The organism is Sphingobium sp. JS3065, from assembly GCF_026427355.1.
In the GTDB taxonomy this organism is placed as follows: Bacteria; Pseudomonadota; Alphaproteobacteria; order Sphingomonadales; family Sphingomonadaceae; genus Sphingobium.
Map to the genome: position 1 here is coordinate 498,987 of NZ_CP102665.1, position 26,139 is coordinate 525,125.

General features: G+C 64.4%; 22 protein-coding genes and 3 pseudogenes. 11 read left to right on the top strand and 14 right to left on the bottom strand.

Annotation, left to right across the window (positions count from 1 at the left end; all coding sequences use genetic code 11):
- Positions 1-11 precede the first annotated feature (11 nt).
- Positions 12-1,661: a Glu/Leu/Phe/Val dehydrogenase dimerization domain-containing protein gene (locus NUH86_RS19615; protein WP_267252985.1), complete on the top strand. Its 1,650-nt coding sequence runs from the start codon at positions 12-14 to the stop codon at positions 1,659-1,661.
- On the opposite strand, the gene NUH86_RS19620 is transcribed toward NUH86_RS19615, so the two are convergent.
- The 5 genes from NUH86_RS19620 to NUH86_RS19640 all read right to left on the bottom strand — a co-directional run bounded on the left by NUH86_RS19620 (position 1,637) and on the right by NUH86_RS19640 (position 7,076).
- Positions 1,637-3,403: an ATP-binding protein gene (locus NUH86_RS19620; RefSeq protein ID WP_267252986.1), complete on the bottom strand. Its 1,767-nt coding sequence runs from the start codon at positions 3,401-3,403 to the stop codon at positions 1,637-1,639. The two genes, NUH86_RS19615 and NUH86_RS19620, sit on opposite strands and share 25 nt — an antisense overlap.
- A 337-nt stretch (positions 3,404-3,740) precedes the next feature.
- A complete protein-coding gene (locus NUH86_RS19625; protein ID WP_267252987.1) occupies positions 3,741-3,923 on the bottom strand; it encodes a hypothetical protein in 183 nt (60 codons plus the stop codon).
- Positions 3,914-4,522, bottom strand: coding sequence for a TetR/AcrR family transcriptional regulator (locus tag NUH86_RS19630; protein WP_267252988.1), 609 nt, complete (start codon positions 4,520-4,522; stop codon positions 3,914-3,916). The genes NUH86_RS19625 and NUH86_RS19630 overlap by 10 nt, the downstream gene beginning before the upstream one ends.
- Positions 4,516-5,022 carry a TetR/AcrR family transcriptional regulator gene (locus tag NUH86_RS19635; protein WP_267252989.1) on the bottom strand — a complete coding sequence of 169 codons (507 nt, stop codon included), beginning with the start codon at positions 5,020-5,022 and terminating at the stop codon, positions 4,516-4,518. Before NUH86_RS19635 ends, NUH86_RS19630 begins: the two co-directional genes overlap by 7 nt.
- A 158-nt stretch (positions 5,023-5,180) precedes the next feature.
- Positions 5,181-7,076: an acyltransferase family protein gene (locus NUH86_RS19640; RefSeq protein ID WP_267252990.1), complete on the bottom strand. Its 1,896-nt coding sequence runs from the start codon at positions 7,074-7,076 to the stop codon at positions 5,181-5,183.
- A gap of 442 nt (positions 7,077-7,518) precedes the next feature.
- Between NUH86_RS19640 and NUH86_RS19645 the strand changes: the two genes are divergently transcribed.
- Positions 7,519-8,439 carry a polysaccharide deacetylase family protein gene (locus NUH86_RS19645; RefSeq protein WP_267252991.1) on the top strand — a complete coding sequence of 307 codons (921 nt, stop codon included), beginning with the start codon at positions 7,519-7,521 and terminating at the stop codon, positions 8,437-8,439.
- 25 nt (positions 8,440-8,464) lie between these two features.
- Here the strand turns inward: NUH86_RS19645 and NUH86_RS19650 are convergent.
- The 3 genes and pseudogenes from NUH86_RS19650 to NUH86_RS19660 form a co-directional block, all read right to left on the bottom strand.
- Positions 8,465-8,761, bottom strand: a pseudogene (locus NUH86_RS19650) (phosphotransferase family protein); the annotation flags it as partial.
- 43 nt (positions 8,762-8,804) lie between these two features.
- Positions 8,805-9,053 (bottom strand): hypothetical protein, encoded by a 249-nt coding sequence (locus NUH86_RS19655; protein WP_267252992.1) that lies wholly within the window; start codon positions 9,051-9,053, stop codon positions 8,805-8,807.
- On the bottom strand, positions 9,050-9,814 hold the full coding sequence (locus NUH86_RS19660) for an SDR family NAD(P)-dependent oxidoreductase (protein ID WP_267252993.1): 765 nt from the start codon (positions 9,812-9,814) through the stop codon (positions 9,050-9,052). The genes NUH86_RS19655 and NUH86_RS19660 overlap by 4 nt, the downstream gene beginning before the upstream one ends.
- Positions 9,815-9,929: 115 nt before the next feature.
- Between NUH86_RS19660 and NUH86_RS19665 the strand changes: the two genes are divergently transcribed.
- The 4 genes from NUH86_RS19665 to katG all read left to right on the top strand — a co-directional run bounded on the left by NUH86_RS19665 (position 9,930) and on the right by katG (position 15,165).
- On the top strand, positions 9,930-10,547 hold the full coding sequence (locus NUH86_RS19665; RefSeq protein WP_267252994.1) for a TetR/AcrR family transcriptional regulator: 618 nt from the start codon (positions 9,930-9,932) through the stop codon (positions 10,545-10,547).
- 98 nt (positions 10,548-10,645) lie between these two features.
- Complete coding sequence (locus NUH86_RS19670) at positions 10,646-11,830, top strand: acetyl-CoA C-acyltransferase (protein WP_267252206.1); 1,185 nt, start codon at positions 10,646-10,648, stop codon at positions 11,828-11,830.
- A 431-nt stretch (positions 11,831-12,261) separates the two neighbouring features.
- A complete protein-coding gene (locus tag NUH86_RS19675; RefSeq protein ID WP_267252207.1) occupies positions 12,262-12,726 on the top strand; it encodes an aminoacyl-tRNA deacylase in 465 nt (154 codons plus the stop codon).
- Positions 12,727-12,942: 216 nt separating this feature from the next.
- Positions 12,943-15,165, top strand: a complete 2,223-nt coding sequence (gene katG / locus NUH86_RS19680; RefSeq protein WP_267252208.1) for a catalase/peroxidase HPI — start codon at positions 12,943-12,945, stop codon at positions 15,163-15,165.
- Positions 15,166-15,233: 68 nt separating this feature from the next.
- On the opposite strand, the gene NUH86_RS19685 is transcribed toward katG, so the two are convergent.
- The gene (locus tag NUH86_RS19685; protein ID WP_267252209.1) at positions 15,234-15,494 is read right to left on the bottom strand and encodes an enoyl-CoA hydratase-related protein; all 261 of its coding nucleotides are present in this window, start codon (positions 15,492-15,494) and stop codon (positions 15,234-15,236) included.
- A gap of 20 nt (positions 15,495-15,514) precedes the next feature.
- On the opposite strand from NUH86_RS19685, the pseudogene NUH86_RS19690 reads away from it, so the two are divergent.
- A pseudogene (locus NUH86_RS19690) lies at positions 15,515-15,742 on the top strand (CoA-transferase); the annotation flags it as partial.
- Positions 15,743-15,818: 76 nt separating this feature from the next.
- Here the strand turns inward: NUH86_RS19690 and NUH86_RS19695 are convergent.
- The gene (locus NUH86_RS19695; protein ID WP_267252210.1) at positions 15,819-16,715 is read right to left on the bottom strand and encodes a LysR substrate-binding domain-containing protein; all 897 of its coding nucleotides are present in this window, start codon (positions 16,713-16,715) and stop codon (positions 15,819-15,821) included.
- 93 nt (positions 16,716-16,808) lie between these two features.
- Here NUH86_RS19695 and NUH86_RS19700 point away from each other — a divergent pair, with 93 nt between their 5' ends.
- Positions 16,809-17,921 (top strand): S-(hydroxymethyl)glutathione dehydrogenase/class III alcohol dehydrogenase, encoded by a 1,113-nt coding sequence (locus tag NUH86_RS19700; RefSeq protein WP_267252211.1) that lies wholly within the window; start codon positions 16,809-16,811, stop codon positions 17,919-17,921.
- Between the two features lie 13 nt (positions 17,922-17,934).
- Positions 17,935-18,774 carry an S-formylglutathione hydrolase gene (fghA, locus tag NUH86_RS19705; RefSeq protein ID WP_267252212.1) on the top strand — a complete coding sequence of 280 codons (840 nt, stop codon included), beginning with the start codon at positions 17,935-17,937 and terminating at the stop codon, positions 18,772-18,774.
- A gap of 10 nt (positions 18,775-18,784) precedes the next feature.
- Here the strand turns inward: fghA and NUH86_RS19710 are convergent, their stop codons facing one another.
- A complete protein-coding gene (locus NUH86_RS19710) occupies positions 18,785-19,249 on the bottom strand; it encodes an Lrp/AsnC family transcriptional regulator (RefSeq protein ID WP_267252213.1) in 465 nt (154 codons plus the stop codon).
- A gap of 99 nt (positions 19,250-19,348) precedes the next feature.
- Here NUH86_RS19710 and putA point away from each other — a divergent pair, with 99 nt between their 5' ends.
- Entirely contained in the window at positions 19,349-22,954 is a 3,606-nt protein-coding gene (putA, locus tag NUH86_RS19715; RefSeq protein WP_267252214.1) for a trifunctional transcriptional regulator/proline dehydrogenase/L-glutamate gamma-semialdehyde dehydrogenase, read from the top strand.
- Between the two features lie 110 nt (positions 22,955-23,064).
- Here putA and NUH86_RS19720 read toward each other — a convergent pair whose 3' ends face one another.
- Together NUH86_RS19720 and NUH86_RS19725 are read right to left on the bottom strand one after the other, a co-directional pair.
- On the bottom strand, positions 23,065-24,114 hold the full coding sequence (locus NUH86_RS19720) for an MBL fold metallo-hydrolase (protein ID WP_267252216.1): 1,050 nt from the start codon (positions 24,112-24,114) through the stop codon (positions 23,065-23,067).
- Positions 24,115-24,137: 23 nt separating this feature from the next.
- Positions 24,138-24,644: pseudogene (locus NUH86_RS19725) on the bottom strand (SDR family NAD(P)-dependent oxidoreductase); the annotation flags it as partial.
- A 68-nt stretch (positions 24,645-24,712) separates the two neighbouring features.
- On the opposite strand from NUH86_RS19725, the gene NUH86_RS19730 reads away from it, so the two are divergent.
- Positions 24,713-24,898 (top strand): Zn-ribbon domain-containing OB-fold protein, encoded by a 186-nt coding sequence (locus NUH86_RS19730; RefSeq protein WP_267252217.1) that lies wholly within the window; start codon positions 24,713-24,715, stop codon positions 24,896-24,898.
- Between the two features lie 52 nt (positions 24,899-24,950).
- Here NUH86_RS19730 and NUH86_RS19735 read toward each other — a convergent pair whose 3' ends face one another.
- Entirely contained in the window at positions 24,951-26,129 is a 1,179-nt protein-coding gene (locus NUH86_RS19735) for an acetyl-CoA C-acyltransferase family protein (RefSeq protein ID WP_267252218.1), read from the bottom strand.
- Positions 26,130-26,139: the final 10 nt, after the last annotated feature.

The window sequence follows — 26,139 nt, forward strand, 5'->3', positions numbered from 1 at the left end:
GGTGAAACGCCATGACGCAAAAACGCATCGCCGTCCTGCTGGTGGAGGATAATCCGGTCTATTCGCGGCTGATCCAGAAGCTGCTGAGCCGGTCCGACAATCCGGTGTTCGAAACCGTGCTGGCGGGCACGCTGGAACAGGCGCTGGAACGGCTGGCGGTGGGCGGGATCGACGTCGTCCTGCTGGACCTGATGCTGCCTGACAGCACGGCGCTCGACACCTTCTACCGCGTCCGGGCGCATGACCTGCGCATCCCCGTCATCGTCCAGAGCGCGATGGACGATGTGGGCCTGGCCAGCAAGGCGGTGGAAGGCGGGGCGGAGGATTACCTGCTGAAGGACGGCATCAACAGCGCGACGCTGATCCGGTCGATCCATTATGCCATGGAACGCACCCATGCGCGGGGGGCGGAATGGTCTTCGGCCATGCTCCACCTGGCGCAGCAGCAATTTCTGAAGGCCGCCCATATCGCCGGGCTGGACCCCAATATCCGGCAACGCCTGCTCTTCCCCGAACGGACGCAGATCGCCGCCCTGCCCTTCAAGCGCGACGGCATCGATCAGGTCGAGACCGTCTTCGCCTATCGGGTGCAGCATCTGCTGACCATGGGTCCGACCAAGGGCGGGCTGCGCTATCATCCCGACGTCAGCCTGGGGGAGGTCGCCGCTCTCTCCATGTGGATGACCTGGAAATGTGCCCTGGCGAAACTGCCCTTCGGCGGGGCCAAGGGCGGGGTAAGGGTCGATCCCGCCGCGCTCAGCAAGGACGAGCTGGAACGGCTTACCCGCCGCTATACGTCGGAATTCATCGGCATGATCGGCCCCGACAAGGATATTCCCGCGCCCGACATGGGAACCGACGCGCAGGTCATGGCCTGGATCATGGACACCTATAGCGAGCATGTCGGCTATTCCGTGCCGTCAGTGGTGACGGGTAAGCCGGTCGTGCTGGGCGGATCGCTGGGCCGGCATGAGGCGACCGGGCGGGGCCTTGCCTATCTGGTGAGCGAAACCTGCCGCCAGATCGGTCTTGACCTCAACGGCGCGACCGCCGTGGTGCAGGGGTTCGGCAATGTCGGCATGCACACCGCCACCTTCCTGGCCGAAGCCGGAGCGAAGATCATCGGCATCAGCGATGTCAGCGTGGCGCTGCACAATCCCAAGGGCCTGCCGATCGACCGGCTGAAGGACCATGTGCGCCAGCACAAGCAACTGTTCGGTTGCCCCTATGGCGAGATCATTCCCAGCCGCGACCTGCTGGAACTGCGCTGCGACATATTGGCGCCATGCGCCTTGCAGAACCAGATCACCGCGGAAAATAGCGCGCGGATCGATTGCCGGATCGTGGCGGAGGGCGCCAATGGGCCGACGACGCTGGAGGCCGACGACATGCTGCAGGCGCGCGGCATCATCGTGCTGCCCGACATCCTCGCCAATGCGGGCGGCGTCATCGTGTCCTATTTCGAATGGGTTCAGGGGCTTCAGAACCTGACCTGGCCGCTGGAGGAGATCAACATGCGCATGCGCGACATATTGACCGACGCGCTCGCCCGCACGCAGCGCCGCGCCCAGGCGGAGAAGGTCGACCTGCGCACCGCCGCCATGATCGAGGCGTTAAGCCGCGTCGGCGCGGCCAATCATCTGCGCGGGCTGTTTCCATGAGGGGGCGGAATGCTCCCGGAAACAGGGCCTGCTTCAACCACCTGAGCGCGCGCGGCAGCGATGCACGCCTGAAGATGATTGTGCCGGAATGGCTTCGACAGGCGCGTGATGTCCGGCGCGATCAGGTCGACCCCTTCATAGCCCGATATGATCAGCAGGGCGATGTCCGGATGGTCGGCGCGCAGCCGCAGCGCCAGTTCCACCCCGGTCATGCCCGGCATGATGTGGTCGGTGATCAGGATATCGGGCCGGCCGCCGGACTCGATCATCTCCAGGGCGCTTTCGGCGCGGTCGGTGTCGACCACCTCATAGCCCATGTCCATCAGCATTTCGCGGGTGCTGTTGCGGACCAGGTCGTTGTCGTCCACCAGCAGCACCTTGCCCGAACGCGCCGCGCCGCCCATTTCCACGGGCGGCGGATCGACCTTCGCGCTGGGAGCGCTTTCGACCGGGAGCCAGAGCCGGATGCTGGTGCCCCTGCCCACGGCGCTGTCGATTTCCACCATGCCGCCCAACTGACCGGCAAGGCCATGGACCATGGACAGGCCCAGCCCCGTGCCGTGACCGGACGGCTTGGTCGTGAAGAATGGCTCCATCGCCGCCGCCCTGACTGCCGGAGCCATGCCGGTGCCGCTGTCGGTGACGGTGAGGCAGACATATTGGCCGGGCGGCAGCGTGGCGGGCAGACGGCTTTGCCGGGCTTCCGCCGCTATGCCGAGCGCGCCGCCGCCGGACATGGCGTCGCGGCTGTTGACGGCAAGGTTGAGGAGCGCGACCTCCAGTTGATGGGCGTCTGCGCGCACCGGGGGCAGCATCGGCTGGAGATCGACGGACAGCGCGATCCGCGGTCCTAAAGTGCTGGCCAGCAGCGCCTGCATCCCGCCGAGCAGATCGGACAGATCCACCGCCTTGACCGCCAGCGGCTGGCGGCGGGCGAACGTCAGCAGCCGTTGGACCAGCGTCTGGGCGCTTTCCGCCGCCTGCATGGCGATGGTCGCGTGCCGTTCGATGGATTCGGGCGTCCGCTTTCCCGACAGGATCAGGTCCAGCCCCCCGACGATAGGCATCAGCAGATTGTTGAAATCATGGGCGACATGGCCGGTCAACTGGCCCAGCATGTCCAGCTTCTGGACCTGGCGCAGGCTGTCCTGCGACCGCTCCAGTTCCGTGGTGCGTTCCCGGACGCGATGTTCGAGCTGGCCGTTCAGCGCCTCCAGCGAGGCGAAGAGCCGGCCATTTTCCAGCGCGGTGGAGGCGGCGCGGGCCAGCGCCTCCAGCAGGCCGATCTCATTGTCGGTGGGCTGGCCGAATTCGGACCAATAGGCGCCGACGGCGGCGATGGGATTGATCCGGCCGATGGGCACCATCAGCATGGAGCGGACGAAGGTGGTGCGATACGCCTCTACCGGCACGCGCGGATCGTCGAAGACATCCGGGATGACGGCCGTCTGATGGTTTTCCATGGCCCAGCCCGACACGCAACTGGCGGCCGGAAAGCGCTGGCCCGCCCAGAGCGGCTCCATCGAATCCTCGGCGATATAATGGCAATGGTCCTCGTCTCGCAGGACGACCGTTATGCCGTCCGCCCCCACGGCGCGGCGGGCGAAGGCGCGCAGCACATGGGTCACCGCCTCCAGCGACCGCGCGCCCGCCAGCGCCTCCATAGCTTCGGCGGCGATGCTCCACCTTGCCACCAGCGCCTTTTGTTCAGCGCTTCGTTCGCTCACCAGTTTCTTGTCCATCGACAGCCTTTTGCATCGAAAACAGCGTTTGTTTCTATCATTGGACAGGATCGTTCACAAAGCGATTATGATCAAGGACTTAGAAGACGCCTTATACAGGCGGCCGTCAACACATGCTTAACCCTGTTTTAGTGAGAGATGGAGGGTGCGATCATGGGTTGAAAATGCGCATGTCCTGGGCGCGGGCGGCGAATTCGGAATGTCCCGGAATGAGCATTTGCCGCGATTCATTCATACCGGCGCGTAGCGTGGGGAGGGGACCGAGCGAAACTGGGTGGTGGGAAATGGCACGACCTGCGTGTTTCCCCTCCAGCCTTTGGCTGGTCCCCCTCTCCATCTATCGATGGGGAGGAATAGGATAGCGCCTGTTCTCATCAAATATGCCCTTTGTCAGAAGCCCGGCAAAGCGCGACACCGCCAGTTCGAGCGGCTGGTCGGCGGCCCAGCCGCGCACGTCATAGGCCGAATTGATGGTCGACATGATGATATGCCCGGCAATCGCAGGGTCGATCAGGCGCACGGACCCCTCCCGCATGCCGTCCAGGAGAGCGCCCCCAGCCAGAGAGCCTCCCGGTTGCTGAGTTCGAGCGCCTCGGCCCGTAGCGCAGCCGGCATGGCCTGCAACGCGGTCGACCGCAGGAGCGGATGGTCGCTCGCGAACTGGAGGACGAGGACGGACGCAATCGCATTTTCCAGCCGTTGCCATCGCGTCCCCCCTCTCGCGTCCACGGCCCTCTGAAGGCGGGTCAGGCGGCGGTAGCTTTCCCGGAAACATTCCAGGATGAGATCGTCCTTCGCCTCATTATGATGGTAGAAGCTGCCCTTCGTCAGGTTCATCTCGCGCATGATGCGGTCGACAGACGCGCCCTTATAGCCATGTTCGTTGATGAGCCTGGTCGCGATCCGCATGAAGGGCGATTGAAGCGGCGCCGCGTCGAGCGCCTCCTCCAGCGTGAGGGGGATGGCCGCCGCTTCCAGGTCTTTTGCGCCGATGCCCTCCCGCAAAATGTCGAACATGCGGTGGCGGACGCTGTCGAAATCCCCGAAAGCATAATGGGGCAGCCAGAAGGTCGCCCAGAACAGGGATTCGTTGAGAAGCTGCGCCCGCGCCGTCAGCACGCATTCCGCTCCGGATCGTCGCTCGCCCCGAAGAATCCGCGGACATCCCGGAACAATGCCTGATATTGGGCGATCAGGGGCAGGCGATATTCCTCGTCCAGCGCCCGGATTTCCGAAAAGTTCGCCAGCGGGCGTATTTCCTTCCGCAGGGATCGGGCCGCATGGTCGAAGAAGAGGGCCAGATATTTCTCGACGCGCGCTTGCGGGGTCGGTTCGGCGTCCGCTTCCCGCACCATGGCGTGGAGCCGCGCTATGCTGTCCTCCAGCACCGCGGCGGCCAGCAGTTCCTTGTATCGGAAATAGTAGATGACGCTCGTCGTCTTGAGCGAAATGGCCTGGGCGACCTCCTGAAAGGTCATGCCCGTCACGCCCCGCTCATTGAGCAGGACCGTCGCGACATCCAATATCCTTTGCTTCTTGTCCTCGAAGCGGGTGCGCCGCGTCCCTCCCGCCGCTTCGGTCACCAACGGGGCATCGGAGGGGGCGGGTCCATTGGCCATGCCTCCTTATGTCGCGGCGTCACCCGCCATGCCACCATTTTCTCGACAAGGGTAGAAAGTTCAAACTGTTGGTCAGGAAATCGATGGACAGAAAGGCAGGATTATCTTCGCTTGTTTCGAATGATTGGTATGTTTATCCGCTCGACTAAATCCATGCCCTATAGTCCCGCCATATCCGCCGCTTTCGGCATGGCGGCGAGCTGAGGGCGGATGTCGCGGGCCATCAGGTCCGCGATGAAGATCGACCCCTGTTGCGTCAAGTGGCCATAATCGAACTGGACGGGGACGCCGGATTTCACCCACAGGCGGCAATCGGACGCGCAAAGGCTGCGATAGGTCGAGAAATAGGGGATATTAGCCTGCTTCATCGCCGTGGCGAGTTGCTGGTCGACCACCGCCACCTGGCCGTTCCGGTGGATGGACAGCGGTTCGGCCTGGTCGATATGCTTGGCCAGCAACCGGGGCAGCGCCTGGTCATATTCCACTATCGGCCCGGACACGATGACGTGCGGCGCCGCCTGCCGGATCAGCCGGACGGTCTGTTCGACATCGGGAACGTCCTTGTCCAGCCAGCGGGCCGACAGCACGACCATGTCCGGCCGCAACCGGGGCAGATATTCGGAAAACACCCGTTGCATGAGGGCCAGGCAGCGCGCATCCCCGCGACTGTGGATCAGGGGTTTGCACCCCGCCGCCGTCGCCTGGAGCACATGCATGTTCGGCAAGGCATGGTTCAGGCCATAATAGAGATGGGCGGCATGGCTGTCCCCGATGATGAGAAGGCGGGGCTTGTCATGCGGGGCCGTCAGGCATTTTTCGACCGAATAGTCCGACAGGCGGTTCTGGGTCGTCAGGAAGCAGGAGCCGGTCCGCATCATTTCCGTCCGCCCCGTCCGCTCGCCATAGGCGAGGACGTCGCGCGCCTGCGCGGATATGGGGTAGAGGCTATTGCTGAGCAGGGCGAGCGACAACACGCCCGCGCCGCAGGCCGCCATGGCGGCCGTGCCCCGCGCCACCACGGCTCGGGAGGTCAGGCGGCTCGACCGGCGGAACGGCTTTTCCACGAAGGCCCAGGAAAGCGTGGCCGCCACTATGGCCGCGGCCAGCAGCGCCAGCCGCTCCACATTGTCCAGGCGGCTGTCGATCTGGCGATAGAAGACGATGATCGGCCAGTGCCAGAGGTAGAGCGAATAGGATATGAGGCCGATGAAGCGCATCGGCGGCAGCGAAAGCAGGCGTCCGCCCCAGGTCGTTCCCCGCTGCCCGCAGAGCAGGACGAGGCCCGCGCCAAGACAGGGGACAAGCGCCGACGCGCCGGGGAAAGTGGTCGCCTTGTTGTAGAAGAAGACCGACCAGGCGATGAGCGCAAGTCCCGCCGCGACCCCGATTTCCGCCTGCCACTGGCGGCGCGGAGCCGGGATCGCGCCCATCGCCAGCAGCGACCCCAGGGACAGTTCCCAGGTGCGGAAGGGAATGAGGTAGAAAGCGGCGCTGGCATTGCGCGACACCATCCATTGCGCCGCGACGAAGCTGGCCAGCGTCAGCGCCCAGATCAGTTGCCGCCGGTGCGTAGCCGACCAACTGCGGGTGAAGAAGATCAATAGCGGGAAGAAGATGTAGAATTGCTCCTCCACCGATAGCGACCAGGTGTGCAGCAGCGGGTTGCTGTCCAGTTCGCCGTCGAAATAGCCGCTCTGGCCGTAGAACAGCATGTTCGAGACGAAGAAGATGGAAGCGATGATCGACCGGGACACCTCCGTCGCCTGATCCGACATCAACAGCCCGCAGGCGGCGAGCATCACGACCAGATAGAGGGCGAACAGCGCGGGGAAGATGCGCTTGATGCGCCGCTTGTAGAAATCGAACAGCGCGTCGCGCCACGCGCCCTGTTCGCCCAGAAGCGTTTGCGTGATGAGAAAGCCGGAGATTACGAAGAACACGTCGACGCCGACGAACCCGCCGGAAAAAAGACTGGTGCCCAGATGAAAGATGACGACCGGAATGACCGCAACGGTCCGCAGTCCGTCAATATCCGTGCGATATTGCTTAATCATGCCCGGACCGTCCGCAAATCATGCCGCCGCGATCCAAGTGGTTCCATTATTTCTTCCCTGTCATCGCGAAGGAGATGAGCCGTCTTCATCATGTAAAGCAGCACGCGACCACGCATTTTTGTCCCCAATGTATGAAGATCGACGGAATCTTTGATTCCTTTGTCCGATGGGATTTTCGTACCAGAAAATTTTTCGGTTTCTTCAGTGTCCGCAATCGTCACATCGCATAATATGCAATGTTCATCGTTTTTTATGATGAAATAACAATGATTTGGGATTAATTACTATAAATAATGCAAATCGGGAAATATATGGATAATAGCCCGAAGAATAGTTTTTACTTTTCCTGGAACTATCGATGATTTTGACCATCAAGGACCGTTGGTTGCGTCTCTCTCGTAAAAGTCGAAATATGCGGTTGTTGGGGATTGGCGGGGCTTTCATGGGGACGATGGCTGGCATGATGCTGCTCGCGGCACCACGCGATCCCGCTGATTATTCGCATGACCGGCAACCCTTCGACATCGCGATCACTGTGGACGACCTGTCGGGCAACGGGGATTTGCCCCCTGGCATGACCCGCCTGGCCATCGCCGATCTTTATCTCCGCACGCTGAAGCGGCATCGGGTGCCGGACGCCCATGGCCTCGTCAATGTCGGCAAATTGCGGCGGGACAGGGACGGCGCGGCGGTGCTGGATCGCTGGCGGCGCGCGGGCTATTCGCTCGGCAATCATTCCTACAGCCATATGAACCTCAACCGCGCGCCCTCCCTTCAGGCATGGGAGGCCGATGTCGTGACCGGCGAGGAAGAGATTGCCCGCCGGATGGAAGGCGCGGACTGGCGTTACTTCCGCTTCCCCAACATGGCGGCGGGGCGGGACAAGGCGCAGCATGACAGCGCCATCGCCTTCCTGAAGGAGCGGGGATACCGGATCGCCGAAGCCAGCGTCAGCTTCGACGACTGGGCCTATAGTGACGCCTATGCGCGCTGCCTCCGCACCGGCGACAGGGCGGCGGTCGCGGCCATGAAGGCGCAATATCTGAAGGGGGTCGATGACGGCATAGTCAGGATGAAGGCGCTTTCGCATGCCGTCTATGGCCGCATGATCCCTCAGGTGCTGCTGACTCATTTGAGCGCCTGGGGCGCGGATACGCTGCCCGATGTGCTCGCCCGGCTCGACGCGGCGGGGGCGCGCTATGTGAGCCTGCCGCAGGCGCAGCGCGATCCGGCTTATGCGGGTGCCGATCCCTGGGCGGGAAACCAGTTGCTGATGGACCGCGCCGCCCGCCAGCGCAGGATCGACGTCGAAGCGATCCCCAAACCGCATTCGCCGGTCGATCCCAGGACGCTTTGCCGCTGACCCTTTCAGCCGACCGGCGCGTCGTTCAGCGGCAGGCCTCCATGCTTTCGACCGCCAGGGCGATCAGGCGCGGCATGCTCGCCACGCTGTCCTCCGCATGGGCGGAGGCCGCCGTGCCCCGGATCACCCGCCCCTTGATGCCGTGGAAGATCGCCGCCAGCCGGAAGAAGTTGAAGGCGATGCAGAAGGCGTAATCCGCTTCCGAAATCGGTGGATGCCCCGCATTGCGGCAATAGGCGGCGCGATATTCCTCCTCGCTGGGGATGCCCAGCGCGGCAAGATCCGCCCCGCCCAGCCCCGCCACGATGTCCGGCGGCATGCGCCTCCATCCAGCGGGCCAGGGCGGCTTCGTCGAAACGATAGGCTTAGCGGACGGCGGTCGTCCCGGCGTTGACGGATGCATCCACGCTCATGTCGCTACTCCCCCTGGCTCTTGCGCCGGTCGCGCTTGATCTTCTTGGCCAGGCTCCATTTATGGACCTCGGTCGGGCAGTCGTGATGGTCGCGGCGGGGATCGCGTTCATAGGCACGACCACCTCGCGGACGAAGGCTTCCACCTTCGCCGCGATTTCCGCCGTCCGATCCGGCCCGGCGCCGATGTGGGCCACGCTCATTTCGGCGCCATGCGGATCGCGCCGTCCAGGCGGATGACTTCGCCATTCAGCATCGGATTGGCGACGATCTGCTCGACCATCAGCGCATATTCGTCGGGGTGGCCGAGGCGGCTGGGGAAAGGCACCTGCCTGCCCAGCGAATCCTGCGCCTCCTGCGGCAGGGACGCCAGCAGCGGCGTCAGGAACAGGCCCGGCGCGATGGTCATCACGCGGATGCCGTAGCGGGCGAATTCGCGGGCGATGGGCAAGGTCATGCCGACCACCCCGCCCTTCGATGCGGCATAGGCGGCCTGGCCGATCTGTCCGTCGAAGGCGGCGACGCTGGCCGTGTTGACGATGACGCCGCGCTCTTCACCGCCGACCGGTTCGGCATCGTGCAGGCGGGCCGCGAATTTCGACAGGACGTTGAAGCTGCCGATCAGGTTGATGGTCACGATCTTCGAGAAATCGCCCAGCGGGATCGCCTTGCCATCGCGGCCGATCACCTTGGCGGGCGGGCCGATGCCCGCGCAGTTGACCAGGATGCGGGCCTTGCCGTTCAGCGCCTCCGCCTCATCCAGCGCGGCGTCGACGGCGGCTTCGTTGGTCACGTCGACCTTGATGAAATGACCGCCGATCGCCTTCGCATGCGCCTCGCCCAGATCGGCGTTGAGGTCGAAGATCGTTACCTTCGCCCCGCCCCTGGCCAGCCGCTCCGCCGTGGCTCCGCCAAGGCCGGATGCGCCGCCCGTGACGATGGCGGCAAGTCCCCTGAAGTCCATTCCATACTCTCCCGACAGAATTGTGAAACTCTCTAGTGCATCATGCACTCATGAGTGTATTTCGTCTTCCACGGTTTCCTGTCAACGGACTATCGCCAAGGGAAAAGGGTCATAGATGCAGTCTGTTTCACCGTTTCGGACCCCCGCCCAGAAGGAGGCGGAACGCGCCGCCAAGCGGGACGCCGTGCTGCGGGCGGCGGTGCGGATGTTCAACGAACGCGGCTTTCACGCGACGTCGCTGGACGATGTCGCCGCCACCCTCGGCATATCGAAGCGGACCATCTACCACTATCTCGCCAACAAGGATCAGGTGCTGCTGGAATGCATCACCATCGGCCTGCATCAATTGCTGGAAGCGGCGGAGGAAGCGCGGCGGGAACCCGGCGACGGCCGCCATCGGCTGACCCGGTTCCTGCGCCGCTACGCCGAAGTCAACATGGAGGATTTCGGCCGTTGCGTGATCCGCACCGGGGTGGAGGCGCTGTCGCCCGAAAGCCTGCCGCGCTATCGCCAGCTCAAGCGGGAAATCGACGCCGCGCTGCGGACCATGATCCAGGAAGCCATCGACGAGGGCTCCATCGCCCCGGTGGACGTGAAGCTGGCCGCCTTCACCCTGGCGGGGGCGCTCAACTGGCCCGCCCGGTGGCATGACCCCGAAGGCCCGCTGCCGGTCGACAGCATCGCGGTGATGCTGGTCGACATCCTGACCAAGGGGCTTGATCCCCGGCCTTGAAAAAAGCGGCATCGACCCCAACTGCACTCGCAAGTGCATAATGTACGAAGAAGTTTTGCGCCGGCCGTTATTCGGCGAGAAGGATTTGGAGAAGAAACATGCAGGACGATCCGATCATCATCGCCAGCTATGCCCGCACGCCGATGGGCGGTTTTCAGGGCGCGCTATCGCCGCTGAAGGCGACGGAACTCGGCGCGGCGGCGGTCAAGGCGGCGGTCGAGCGCGCCGGTGTGGCGGCGGATGCGATCGACCGCGTCTATATGGGCTGCGTCCTGCCCGCCGGGCTGGGGCAGGCGCCCGCGCGGCAGGCGGCGCTGGGCGCGGGACTTGGCCTCAACACCGAAGCGACCACCGTCAACAAGATGTGCGGATCGGGCATGCAGGCCGCGATCATGGCCTATGAAGCGTTGAGCGCTGGCACGGCCGACATCGTGCTGGCGGGCGGCATGGAAAGCATGACCAACGCGCCCTATGCCCTGCCCAAGCACCGTTCCGGCGCGCGCATCGGCCATGACCGCATCGTCGACACGATGATGATGGACGGGCTGGAGGACGCCTATGAACCCGGCAAGGCGATGGGCGTCTTCGCCGAAGAGGCGGTGCGCGACTATCAGTTCACCCGCGCCGACCAGGACGAATATGCCATCCGCTCGCTGGACCGCGCCAACGCCGCCATCGCCAGCGGGGCGTTCAAGCGGGAGATCGCGCCCGTCACCGTCTCCGGACGCGGCGGCGACATGGTGATCGACACCGACGAACAGCCCGGCAAGGCCAAGCCTGAGAAGATTCCTTCGCTCAAACCCGCCTTCGCGAAGGACGGCACCATCACCGCCGCCAATTCCTCCTCCATCTCCGACGGCGCGGCCGCGCTGGTCATGACCCGGCGCAGCGTCGCGGAAAAGCTGGGATTGAAGATGGTGGCGAAGGTCGTCGCGACCGCCGCCCATGCCCATGAACCGGCCAAGTTCACCACCGCGCCCGTGCCCGCCATGCGCAAGCTGCTGGCGAAGGCAGGCTGGTCGGTGGAGGATGTCGACCTGTTCGAGATCAACGAAGCCTTCGCCGTCGTCGCCATGATCGCCGCGAAGGAACTGGGCATCCCGGCGGAAAAGCTGAACGTCAATGGCGGCGCGACGGCGCTGGGCCATCCCATCGGCGCTTCGGGCGCGCGCATCGTGGCGACCCTGGTCGCGGCGCTGGAAAATCGCGGGCTGAAACGCGGTGTCGCCAGCCTCTGCATCGGCGGCGGCGAAGCGACGGCGATGGCGGTCGAACTGCTTTAGGGCGCGGATTCGGAATGCGGGGAATGGCCAGTCCAAGACATTCCTTCTCCCTTGAGGGAGAAGGATACCAAGCCTTGGTGACGAAGGAGCCTAGGCGGAGTTGGATGAGGGGGAGCGGGCCTGCGGCCCGCGCGATCCTGTGGATCGCAACCCCCTCACCCAGCTACGACTAAGGCAGCAAGCTGCCAAGTCTGCGCAACCCTCTCCCTCAAGGGAGAGGGATTTGGAACGTCCGCTCCCCGCCCAAACCGGTCAGGGCGACCGGCACTTCCTCTGTCCGCGGCATCCAGGACGAATGGCCACCCGCATCGGCGATTGGTTGTCGGGACGGAATCTGCTATTCCTTGTCCATTGGATGGCGTTGGCCAGACCATCGCGCATGACGCCCGGCTGACCGCGCCGCCCCGGCATTTGGGCCGATGGAGGATGTCATGGCGATTTCCCAAAGATTGCGCGGTTATATGGACCGTTGCGGCACGCGATTCGACGAATGGCCGCACGAACATTCCAGCGAAATGGCGCGGGCGGCGCAGGCGGCCCATGTGCCCGGAAGCCAGGTTGCAAAGGCGGTGCTGGTGCAGGCGGGCGACGAATATATGCTGGCCGTCCTGCCCTCCTCCAAACATGTGAGCTTCAACTTCCTCCAGCAATGGCTGGCGCGGGAGGTGACGCTGGCGGAGGAACATACGACGGCGGCGCTCTTCCCCGATTGCGAACTGGGCGCGATCCCGCCTGTCGGTGCCGCCTATGGGCTGAAGACGATCATCGACGACGACATGCTGATGGACCGGGATGTTTGGTTCGAGGGCGGCGACCATCACACGCTCATCCATATGAATGCGGAGAATTGGCGGCGGCTGCAAAAAGGCGCCGGGCATTTCGCGTTCAGTATTTAGCTGGCGGAGGGAAATGGGCGGGCGTTGCGCATTTCCCCTCCACCAATCGCTGCGCGATCGGTCCCCCTCCCCATCTGCGATGGGGAGGATTTGGCGCTCTCCTCTCATGCAATTTATTCCACACTGTCATCGGAAAAATCCTCCGTCACAGATGTTCCCCCATCGCCGGGCATCGCCTAAAATCATCGTCCCGGAGAAGCTGAAAGGAATCATGCAATGGACGCAAAGACGAGCAATGATCCGCTGTCCTGCCCCGTGAAGGAGCCTGCCGCGCTGCGATCCCTGCTGGGGCGCACCAATCGCGACTGGTGGCCGAACCAGCTATCGCTCGACATCCTTCAGCAGAACGGGCTGTCCGGCAATCCGCTGGGCGATGATTTCGATTATGCCGCCGCCTTCAAATCGCTCGATTACGACGCGGTGAAGAGGGATCTGACGGCGCTGATGACCGACAGCCAGCCCTGGTGGCCGGCGGATTACGGCCATTACGGCCCCTTCTTCATCCGCATGGCCTGGCACTCGGCGGGCACCTACCGCACCGGCGACGGGCGCGGCGGCGCATCCTCCGGGTCGCAGCGTTTCGCGCCGCTCAATAGCTGGCCGGACAATGCCAATCTGGACAAGGCGCGCCGCCTGCTGTGGCCGGTGAAGCAGAAATATGGGCAGGCGCTGAGCTGGGCGGACCTGATGATCCTGGCGGGCAATGTCGCCATCGAGTCGATGGGCGGGCCGGTCTTCGGCTTTGGCGGCGGACGCGCCGATGTGTTCGAGCCGGAAAAGGACGTTTATTGGGGCACGGAAGAATTCTGGGTCGGCCAGGAAGGCAATGAGACCCGCATCCAGCCCGAAAGGAACATGGTGCTGGAAAGCCCGCTGGCGGCGATCCAGATGGGCCTTATCTACGTCAATCCGGAGGGGCCGGGCGGCAATCCCGATCCGCTGCAATCGGCCCGCGACATCCGCGAAACCTTCCTGCGCATGGGCATGAACGATGAGGAAACCGTCGCGCTGACGGCGGGTGGCCATACTTTCGGCAAGGCGCACGGCGCGGGCGACCCATCGAAGATCGGTAGGGAACCCGAAGGCGCGGACATCGCGCAGCAGGGCCTGGGCTGGCAGAGCGGTTATGAAAGCGGCATGGGCGATCATACCATCACCAGCGGCATCGAAGGCGCGTGGACGCCGACGCCCCGGACCTGGGACCACAGCTTCTTCCACATGCTGCTCGATTATGAATATGAGCTGGTGAAAAGCCCGGCGGGCGCCAAGCAGTGGCAGCCGGTGAACCAGAAGCCGGAAGACCTGGCCCCCGGCGCGCACAGCCCGGACAGGCGCGTGCCGACGATGATGACGACGGCGGACATGGCATTCAAGATGGACCCGGAATATCGCAAGATTTCCGAGCGGTTCCGCAACGATCCGGCAGCGTTCGAAGATGCCTTCGCCCGCGCCTGGTTCAAGCTGTGCCATCGCGACATGGGGCCGAAGGCGCGCTATCTGGGGCCGGAAGTTCCCGCCGAAGACCTGATCTGGCAGGATCCGGTTCCGGCGGTCGATCATCCGCTGGTCGATGCGGTGGACATCGCCTCGCTCAAGCAGAAGATATTGGCGTCCGGCCTCGGCATCAGGGAACTGGTGCAGACGGCCTGGGCGTCGGCATCGACCTATCGCGGGTCGGACCATCGCGGCGGCGCCAATGGCGCGCGCATCCGCCTTGCGCCCCAGAAGGACTGGGACGTGAACCAGCCGGATCAGCTAGGCCGGGTGCTGTCGGCGCTGGAGAAGATCAAGGCCGAGTTCGACGGCGCGGGTGCGAAGAAGATTTCGCTGGCCGACCTGATCGTGCTGGCGGGATCGGCGGCGATCGAAAAGGCGGCGAAGGACGGTGGGCGCAGCATCGAGGTGCCCTTCACCCCCGGCCGCACCGACGCGACGCAGGAGCAGACGGACGTGCAGAATTTCGAGCCGCTGGAGCCGAAAGTCGACGGCTTTCGCAACTATCTGCCCGTGCCGTTCAGCGTGCCGGTAGAGGAACTGCTGATCGACCGCGCACAGTTGCTGACGCTGAGCGCGCCGGAAATGACGGTGCTGGTCGGCGGGCTGCGCGTGCTGGGCGCCAATCATGGCGGGTCGACCCATGGCGTGTTCACCGACCGGCCGGGGACGCTCTCCAACGACTTCTTCGTCAACCTGCTCGACATGGGCACGGCATGGAAGGAAGTCGAAGGGCAGAAGGACATCTTCACCGGCACCTGCCGCAAGTCCAATGAACAGAAATGGACCGGCACGCGGGTCGACCTGATCTTCGGATCGAACTCCCAATTGCGGGCGCTGTCGGAAGTCTATGCCTCGGCCGATGCGGGCGACAAGTTCGTGAACGACTTCGTCGCGGCCTGGACCAAGGTGATGAACGCCGACCGGTTCGACCTGGCGGCCTGAAGAAGGCGGCCCTCCCCATGGCCGGGGACTCAGCGCCCCGGCCATGCATGCGGTTTATCGTTAGCGGCTTAGGAAGCGTGGCGCGCGCCGTTCGCGGAAAGCGGCGATGCCCTCCACGCAATCGGACGAGCGCGACAGTTCGCCCTGAATTCGGCGCCGAAGGTCGAGATCCTGGCCCAGCGTGCCTTCGACGGCCCCGTTCGCCCCAGAGCGCGGGTCAGCAGGAATGATACGCCGCTGTCGGGCGCCAGGCACAGCTTCGCGAAGGGCGCGAGGAAATAAGCGTCGGTGGCAGCCACGATGACATCGCCCATCAGGGCCAGCGCCACGCCCAGCCCGACGACCGGCCGCGCGCGGTGTCGGCAACCTGACCATCATCAACAACAATGCGGGCAATGGCGAAACGGGTCTGGCCGCGCTGATCAAGGCGGGGCGGGTGAAGAAGATCATCTGCTCCTTCCCGCGCCAGACCGATTCCCATCATTTCGACGCCCGCTACCGCGCCGGGGAGATAGAGCTGGAACTCGTGCCACAGGGCAATCTGGCGGCGCGGATTCAGGCGGCGGGGGCCGGGCTTACCAAGCAGGACTTCGACGACACCGTCGCCCTGCATCCCAGCATGGCCGAGGAACTGGTGCTGCTGAAATAGAGGGTCAGGCTTGCGCGTTTCGCGTGGTCATGGCCGCCTCCAACTCACGCCGCAGATGCTCGACCACGAAGTGGATCTTGGGAACGAGGTGCCGCCTTTGGGGATAGACCGCCCAGATCGGCTCGTCATCCGGGCGGCAATCCTCCAATATCAGTTCCACCATGCCATGTTGCAGATGGGGCAGGACATAAAATTCCGGAAGCTGGCATATCCCAAGGCCCGCCACGCAGGCCTCCACGACCGCATGGCCGCTATTGCAGCGAAAACGGCCGGACGGGCGATGCGAGACGTCCACCCCGTCAACCTTGAAATGCCAGCTTCCGCTCGTTCCGCCGATACATTCATGCGCCCCGATCTCCTCGACCGTGGCCGGGCGGCCTGCACGGGCAAGATAATCGGGCGCGGCGCAGGTATATAGGCGGCGCGACGCTATGCGCGTCTTGATCAGACGGGGATCGGAAATCGTCCCGGTGCGGATGGCCAGGTCGAAATCCTCCGTCATCAGGTCGACGACGCGGTTGGTCAGTTCGATGGACACGGACAGGCGAGGATGGTGCATGGCGAACCGCCGGATCAGGGGCGCGACATAGCGTTCGCCCATCGCCGTCGAGCATGTTACCCGCAACTCTCCCGCCGGTTCGCCTTGCTCCGCGATATGGGCGATGGCTTCGTCCGTTTCCGCGGCGATGCGTCGGCATTGTTCCAGGAACACCCGTCCGGTGTCGGTCAGGCGAACCGTCCGCGTGGTCCGATAGAAAAGCTGGGCGTCGATCCGCTGTTCCAGCGCCATCACGGCCCGGCTGACGTGCGTGGTCGACACGGAAAGGGATCGCGCCGCGCCCGTGAAGGAACTGGCGGCGGCGACCGCCATGAATTCGTCCAGCCCCTCCCATTTCGACATATTATCGCTCCTGAGCAACAGTATATTGCGAAATGAGCGTATTAACGCTGAAAGGAGACAATGCTAGGCCTTCCTCGTCGAAGGAGAAATAGGATGAAGACTCGCGCCGCCGTCGCGTTCGCAGCGAAGAAGCCGCTGGAGATCGTCGAAGTCGACCTGGAAGGCCCGAAGGCGGGCGAGGTTCTGGTGGAGATCATGGCGACGGGCATTTGCCATACCGACGCCTATACGCTGGACGGATTCGACAGCGAGGGCATCTTCCCGTCCATCCTGGGTCATGAAGGCGCGGGCATCGTGCGCGAAGTCGGGGCGGGCGTCACCTCCGTCAAGCCGGGCGACCATGTGATCCCGCTCTACACGCCCGAATGCCGCCAGTGCAAAAGCTGCCTTTCGGGAAAGACCAACCTGTGCACCGCGATCCGCGCCACGCAGGGCAAGGGGCTGATGCCCGACGGCACGACCCGCTTTTCCTACAAGGGGCAGCCGATCTACCATTATATGGGCTGTTCGACCTTCTCCAACTTCACCGTCCTGCCGGAGATCGCGGTGGCGAAGATCCGTGAGGACGCGCCCTTCGACAAAAGCTGCTATATCGGCTGCGGCGTCACCACCGGCGTCGGCGCGGTGATCAACAGCGCCAAGGTCACGCCCGGTTCCAACGTCATCGTCTTCGGGCTGGGCGGCATCGGACTCAACGTGCTTCAGGCGGCCCGGCTGGTGGGCGCGGACCGGATCATCGGCGTCGACATCAATGAGGGCAAGGCGGAATGGGGCAAGCGCTTCGGCATGACTCATTTCTATAATCCCACGGGCAAGAGCACGGCGGAGGTCGTCGCCGATCTGGTCGCGCTGACCGATGGGGGCGCCGATTATACGTTCGACTGCACCGGCAATACCGAAGTGATGCGCCAGGCGCTGGAGGCCTGCCATCGCGGCTGGGGCGTCTCCACGGTGATCGGGGTGGCAGAGGCCGGGAAGGAAATCTCCACCCGCCCCTTCCAGCTCGTCACCGGCCGCGTCTGGCAGGGCAGCGCCTTCGGCGGGGCCAGGGGGCGCACGGATGTGCCCAAGATCGTCGACTGGTATATGAACGGCAAGATCGAGATCGACCCGATGATCACCCATATGCTGAGCCTGGAGGAGATCAACAAGGGTTTCGACCTGATGCATGCCGGGGAAAGCATCCGCAGCGTCGTTGTTTTCTGAGGAAGAATTGAGCATGGAACAGGTCAGCGTCCATCGCGCCTTCGGCGGGGAGCAGGGCGTGTACAGGCATGCGTCCACGGCGACCGGAACGGACATGGTCTTTTCGGTCTTCGTGCCCCCACATGAGCCGAGCGCGAAGCTGCCAGTGCTTTGGTATCTTTCCGGGCTGACCTGCACCCATGCCAATGTGACGGAAAAGGGCGAGTTTCGGCGGCTATGCGCCGAACTCGGCCTGATCTTCGTCGCGCCGGACACCTCGCCCCGCGGCCCCGGCGTGCCCGACGATGCGGAAGGCGCTTATGATTTCGGGCTGGGCGCCGGTTTCTATGTCGATGCGAACCAATCGCCGTTCGACAAAAATTACCGCATGTGGAGCTATGTGACGGAGGAACTGCCGGCCCTGGTCGCCAGCCATTTCCCCATCGATCCCATGCGACAATCGATCATGGGGCACAGCATGGGCGGCCATGGCGCGCTTACCATCGCCCTGCGCCATCCGGAACGGTTCAAGGCCGTGTCCGCCTTCGCGCCGATCGTCGCGCCTTCCCAGGTGCCCTGGGGTGAAAAGGCGCTCGCCGGCTATCTCGGTTCCGATCGCGCGGCCTGGCGCAAGCACGATTCCGTCGCCCTGATCCAGGATGGCGCGCGCGTTCCCGCAATACTGGTGGATCAGGGGGCAGCCGATCCCTTCCTGGAAAAGGAGCTTCGTCCCGAACTTTTGCGCGAAGCCTGCGATGCGGCGGGCATCGACCTGACGCTGAACCTGCGCGAGGGCTATGACCACAGCTATTATTTCATCTCGACCTTCATGGACGATCATCTGCGCTGGCACGCCGCGCGGCTGAAGGCATGACAATCAGCGGTCAATGGTCCTTGACCGTGTCCATCGCGACGAAGGTCGACGTGCTGGCGACATGGGGAAGGCTCGAAATCTTCTCGCCCAGCACGATCCTGTAGCGCCGGATGTCCGGCGTCCGCACCTTGAGCAGATAGTCGAAGCTGCTCGCGATCATATGGCATTCCTCCACTTCCGGGATGCGCCGGACGCCCGCGTTGAACTCCTCCAGGGCATGTTCGCGGGTGTCCGACAGCTTCACCTCGGCAAAGGCGATATGGTCCAGCCCCAGCTTGGCCTTGTCCAGCACCGCCCGGAAACCGGTGATGATGCCGGTATCCATCAGGCGCTTCAGCCGAAGCTGGCAGGGCGTCTTTGAAAGCCCCACCTGGCGGGCCAGTTCTGTGACGCTGATCCTCCCGTCGTCCGTCAGGATGGCCAGAATCTTCCGGTCGAAATGATCCAGATCGACCTGAGATATGCCGATTTCCATTCTTTTGACCTTCAAATGAGCCGAATTTAAGTTCGATTCGTTCGAATATGCTCATAAATAAGCCGGAATGACAGGGGAGGATTTGATAATCTTTCCTGCATGACCGACCAGCCCCCCTTCAGCGCCTTTGCGCCGCCCATCCGCCCTCAATCCCCGCTTCGGTGCGCGATCACCGCCGCTTATCGCCGCGACGAGGCCCTGTGCATGGCGCCGTTGCTGGATGCCGCATCCCTGCCGACGCCTGACCGCGCCGCGATAAGGGAGACGGCCCGCAAGCTGGTGACTGGGCTTCGCGCCAACCGCAAGGGCGGCGGTGTCGAGGGACTTGTCCAGGAATATTCGCTCTCCAGCGAAGAGGGCGTCGCGCTGATGTGCCTGGCCGAAGCGCTGCTGCGCATTCCCGATGATGCGACCCGCGATGCGCTGATCCGCGACAAGGTTTCCGGCGGCGACTGGGGCGCTCATCTGGGCGAAGGCAAGTCGCTTTTCGTCAATGCCGCTACATGGGGGCTGGTCGTCACGGGCAAGCTGATCGGCAGCGTCGACGACCGGGGCCTTGGCGCGGCGCTGACCCGCCTTGTGGCGCGCGCAGGCGAACCGGTGATCCGGCGGGGCGTCGACCTGGCGATGCGCATGATGGGCGAACAGTTCGTCACCGGGGAGACGATCCAGGAAGCGCTCAAGCGCGCCCGGACCCTGGAGGCCAAGGGTTTCCGCTACAGCTACGACATGCTGGGCGAGGCGGCGACGACCGCTGCGGACGCCGACCGCTATTATGCCGATTATGAGCGCGCCATCCACGCAATCGGCAGGGCGTCGGACGGGCGCGGCGTCTATGAGGGGCCGGGCATCTCGATCAAGCTGTCCGCGCTGCACCCCCGCTATGTGCGCGCCCAGGCGGAACGGGTGATGGGCGAACTGCTGCCCCGCGTCCGGCAATTGGCCATCCTTGCCAAGGGTTACGATATCGGCATCAACATCGATGCCGAAGAGATGGACCGGCTTGAACTGTCGCTCGACCTGCTGGAAAGCCTGGCGACGGACGTGGAACTGGCCGGGTGGGACGGGCTGGGTTTCGTCGTCCAGGGATATGGAAAGCGTTGTCCCTTCGTCATCGACTGGATCATCGATCTTGCCCGGCGCGCCAAGCGCCGCATCATGGTCCGGCTGGTGAAGGGTGCCTATTGGGACGCGGAAATCAAGCGCGCCCAGGTGGACGGGCTGGCCGACTTCCCCGTCTATACGCGCAAGGTGCATACCGACGTCGCCTATATCGCCTGCGCCAGGAAGCTGCTCGCCGCGCCCGATGCGGTCTTCCCGCAATTCGCGACGCACAACGCCCAGACGCTGGCGACCATCCACCACCTCGCCGGGCCGGACTTCGCCGTCCGCCAATATGAATTCCAGTGCCTGCACGGCATGGGAGAACCCCTTTATGAACAGGTCGTCGGCAAGGAGAAGCTGGACCGCCCCTGCCGCATCTACGCGCCGGTCGGGACGCATGAGACGCTGCTCGCCTATCTCGTCCGGCGTCTGCTCGAAAACGGCGCCAATTCCTCTTTCGTCCATCGGATCGCCGATCCGGCGACATCGGTCGAAGAACTGATCGCCGATCCGGTCGACGTCGTCCGCGCCATGCCCGATCCCGGGGCGCGGCATGACCGGATCGCCCTGCCCGGCGATCTTTATCCCGATCGCCGCAATTCGACGGGATTCGACCTGAGCGACGAAACCACTCTTGCCGCTTTGTCCAAAGCCCTGCGCGAAAGCGCCGCGATTCGCTGGTCGGCGGCCCCCACTTTCGGCACGGGGGAGGAACGGCCCATAGTAAACCCGGCGGATCATCGCGACACAGTAGGCACGGTGGCGGAACTGGCGGTGGAGGATGCAGCCGGTCTCGTGTCGCGCGCCGCCGCTTCCGATTGGGGCGGCCGATCCGTGCAGGAACGCGCCGCCATCCTTGATCGCGCCGCCGACGCGATGCAGGCGCGCATGCCGATCCTGCTCGGCCTGCTGATGCGCGAGGCGGGAAAGTCGCTTCCCAACGCCATTGCGGAAGTGCGCGAGGCTATCGATTTCCTTCGCTATTATGCCGCGCAGGCCCGCGCCAATTTCGGAGCCGGACAAACCCCTCTCGGCCCGATTATGTGCATCAGCCCGTGGAATTTCCCGTTGGCGATCTTCACCGGCCAGGTCGCAGCCGCGCTGGTCGCGGGCAATCCGGTACTCGCAAAGCCTGCGAGCATGACGCCATTGATCGCGGCAGAAGGGGTGCGCCTGCTTCATGAGGCTGGCGTGCCTCAAGACGCGCTCCAACTGACACCCGGCGGCGGCGCCCTCGGCAGCGCCCTGGTGGCGGCGCCGGAAACAGCGGGCGTCATGTTCACAGGGTCGACCGCGGTGGCCCGGCTGATTCAGGGTCAACTCGCGAAGCGGCTGTCGCCGGCGGGCCGGCCCATCCCCTTGATCGCTGAGACGGGCGGACAGAATGCGATGATCGTGGACTCTTCGGCGCTGGCCGAGCAGGTCGTCGCGGATGTGCTGGTCTCAGCCTTCGACAGCGCGGGCCAGCGCTGCTCTGCGCTCCGCGTCCTCTGCCTTCAGGAAGATGTCGCGGACCGCATTCTCACGATGCTCAAGGGAGCCTTGCGCGAACAGCGCATCGGCCGCACCGATGCTATAAAGGTCGACATCGGCCCGGTCATCAGCCAGGACGCCAAGGCCGGGATCGACCGGCACATCGCCGCCATGCGCCAGCGCGGCGCGCGGGTGGATCAGCATGCCCTGCCCGGCGAAGCGGTGCACGGCACCTTCGTCGCGCCGACGATCATAGAGATTGAGGATATATCCGAACTGGAGCAGGAGGTTTTCGGACCGGTCCTCCATATCGTCCGCTTCCGCCGCGAACGGTTGGGCGCGCTGATCGATTCGATCAACGCGACCGGCTATGGCCTGACATTCGGCCTGCACACCCGGCTGGATGAGACGATCGCCCATGTCACCTCGCGGGTGAAGGCGGGCAATCTCTATGTGAACCGGAACATGATCGGCGCCATCGTCGGCGTCCAGCCCTTCGGCGGGCGCGGACTGTCCGGGACGGGACCGAAGGCGGGCGGGCCGCTCTACCTCAACCGGCTGGTCGCGCTGCCCCCCATATTCGGTTCGCGGTTGCGGCATCTCGAATCGCCCATCCATGATTTCGCCGACTGGCTGGAGGAGAAGAGGGAATTTGGCAGCGCCGCGAAGGCGCGCGGTTACGCCGCCGCCTCCGCCCTGGGCGCGGAGATCATTCTTCCCGGGCCGGTAGGCGAAAGCAATCTCTACAGCCTCCATCCCCGTGGCCTGGTGCTGATGAAGCCCCGGACCCGCCATGGCCTGTTCGAGCAGATGGCCGCGGTGCTTGCCACCGGGAACAGGGGCGTGGTGGGCGAAGCGCTGCCCGCAGATTTGCCGCCCAATGTCGCCGCCGCGTTCGCCGAACTGCCCGATGGCCCCTATTCCGTCGCGCTGGTGGAGGGAGGCGGGACGGCCGTCGCCGAAATCGTCGCGCAGGTTGCGACGATAGCCGGCCCGATCGTTTCGGTCCATGCGGCCGAACAGGATCAACCGCTCGCCTATCATTGCGATTGGCTGCTGGAAGAGGTTTCGACCTCCATCAACACGACAGCGGCCGGAGGCAATGCCAGCCTGATGATGATCGGCTGAATATTTCGCTGAAAGGGCGGGACATTGCTGCTGCTGGGGCCAGTGCAGCTTATCGGCCCGATGGGCGCGAAAAGCCTGGCGATCTGATCCAGGCGATCCGGCACGTCGCATCACATGGGATGCGGCGCGCCCTCCTCCTTCAATGCGCGCCACCAGCGGATGCCGGCGGAATCGACTTCATCCGCCACAAGCTTGCGGGTCCGCAGGCAGGCCAGATGGGCCAGGCTTTCCCCCGTGGCCAGCCCCAACAGCTTGCGGTCGATCTGGCGTTTGAACAGCGCCGGAAAGACATCGACGGCCCTCCCAGGCGTCCCAAGCAACTCCAGCAGCCGGACGAGCGCGGCCTCATGCCCCTCGATCAAGGCTTCGATGCGCTCATGCAGTCCATGGAACGGCCTGCCATGGGACGGCAGGATCAGCACGTCGTTCGGAACCCTCTGCCGAACCCTGTCGAGCGTCTCCAGCCAATCCGTCAGCGGATCGGCTTCGGGTTGCAACGGCTGCACCGACACGTTGGACGAGATTTGCGGCAGCACCTGATCGCCCGATATCAGCAGCTTGGCCTCCGGGCAGTGGAGCAGGGCATGTTCGGGCGAATGCCCCTTGCCGATGACGACGACCCATTCACGGTCCCCGATCATGATCCGCTGGCCATCGTCAAGCGCATGGAAGCTGGCGGGCAAGGGATAGAGCATCTTGCCGAAGTCGCCGAACCGCGCCCGGTAATGATCCAGGGCATCCTCATCCCAGCCAGCCGACCTGTAGAAGCGGATCGCCTCGTCCGGCGCCTCCTGCCCGGTGTAGGACGCCAGCACGCGGAGCGTGAGATATTCCAGCCGCGTCATCCAGAGCCGCGCCGGTTGCTTCTGCGCCAGCCAGCCCGCCATGCCGCTATGGTCCGGATGGAGATGGGTGACGATGATCCGCCGTACCGGCCGCCCGCCCAGGGTGGTTTCGAAGGCCTTGCGCCATGCGGCGGAGGTTTCCGTCGTGCGCAGGCCGGTGTCGACGATGGTCCAGCCGTCGCCATCCGCCAGCGCCCAGAGATTGATCGCTTCCAGGCTGCCGCCCATCGGCATCCTCAGCCAGAAGATGCCCTCTGCGATCTGCGTCGCAGTCCCGTCACCGATTTCCGGTTGGTCCAGGGGTGGATAGCTCAATGCGTTCTTCATCATGACCGGCCTTAAAAGGATTCGGCCCAGGAACGCAAATCGACTTCCTGCGTCCATGCCGAGCGATGCTGACGATGGACGTTGAACGCCGTCTCCGCAATCGCGTCGGGATCGAGCAGGCCGTCCTCCCCCCTCTCCTCCCGCAGCTTCGGCATGGCCGCCAGCAGGCGGGCGCCGTCGATGCCGCCGTCGATGACGAGATGCGCGACATGGACGCCCTTCGGCCCCACTTCCCGCGCCAGGCTTTGGGAAAGGGCGCGGACGCCCGCCTTCGCGCTGGCGAAGGCCGCGAACAGCGCCTTGCCGCGCAGCGATCCGGTCGCGCCGGTGAAGATGATGGTTCCGCGTCCCCGTGGAACCATCCGCCGCACGGCCTCCCGCCCGGTCAGGAAGGCGCCCAGAATATGCTCGCGCCAGAGCTGCTCCAGATTGGCGACTTCCACTAGATCCAGAAAGGAATCGCGCCGGTTGGTCCCGGCATTATGGACGGCCACGTCGATCGGTCCCCATTTTTCCGCCTCGGTCGCGAAGCGGACGGCGTCCCACTTCGGGCGAGGGTGAGATCTACAGCTTCGCCATTACCCGCGTGCTGAACCCCGTGATCGTGCACGCCTATGTCACGCTGAAGGAAGGGCCGACGATCATGACGAAGATCGTCGGCGCCGATCCGGAACGCATCGCCATCGGCCAGCCGGTCCGCCTCAGCTTCGAACCCAGCAAAATGGGCTTTCCGATGCCGGTATTCACGCCGGTCGAAACGGTAGAAGCATAGATGTCCGGGGGGCATGGCGGCCGAACCGCCATGCCCCACGCTCAACGAACGATCACACCCGTTCCCAGATCGCGGCGATGCCCTGGCCGCCGCCGATGCACATCGTCGTCAGGCCCAGGCGGCCGCCGGTGCGGTGCAGTTCATGGACCAGCTTGGTCGTGATGATCGCGCCCGTCCCGCCGACCGGATGGCCCAGCGAGATGCCGCTGCCGTTGGGGTTGACCTTCGCCGGGTCCAGCTCCAGTTGCCGCGTCACGGCGCAGGCCTGCGCCGCGAAGGCTTCGTTGGCTTCGATGATGTCCAGGTCGCTCACGCTCAGCCCCGCCCGCTCCAGCGCCTGGCGTGTCGCCGGAACCGGACCGATGCCCATATAGGCGGGATCGACGCCCGCATGGCCATAGGAAACCAGCCGCGCCAAGGGCTTCAGGCCCTGCGCCTTCACCGCCGCCTCGCTGGCCAGCACCACCGCGCCCGCGCCGTCGTTGATGCCCGACGCATTGCCTGCCGTCACGGTGCCGTCCTTCTGGAAGACGGGCTTCAGCCTGGCGAAATCCTCCGCCTTGGCGTCCGTGCGCACATCCTCATCGGTGTCGAAGGGCACCGGCTTGCGCCGCACCAGCACCTCGACCGGCACGATCTGGTCCTTGAAATAGCCCTGCGCGATGGCATAGGCCGCCCGCTTCTGGCTTTCGAAGGCGAGCGTGTCCTGATCCTCCCGCGAAATGCCGTAGCGCGCCGCGACATTCTCCCCGGTGACGCCCATATGATAATTATGGAACGGATCGGTCAGCGTGCCGACCAGCCCGTCCAGCACGGCCCCGTCGCCCATCTTCTGGCCCCAACGGTTGTTGGGCAGGACATAGGGAGCGCGGCTCATAATCTCCACGCCCGCGCCCAGCGCGACCTCGCAATCGCCCAGCATGATCGACTGCGCGGCGGCGATGATCGCCTGCAGGCCCGACCCGCAGAGCCGGTTCACGGTATGCGCCGGGCTTTCCTGCGGCACGCCCGCGCCGATGGCGGCGATGCGTGCGGCATAGGCGTCGCGCGGCTCGCAAGGGATCACATTGCCCAGCACGACATTGCCGATCCGGCTCGCCTCTATGCCCGCCCGTTCGATCGCCGCCTTCGCGACATGGGCGGCGAGTTCGCCAGGCTTTTGATCCTTTAGCGACCCGCCGAAACTGCCGATGGCGGTCCGCGCCGCCGATACCAGAAATACGTCTGTCATGCACTGCTCC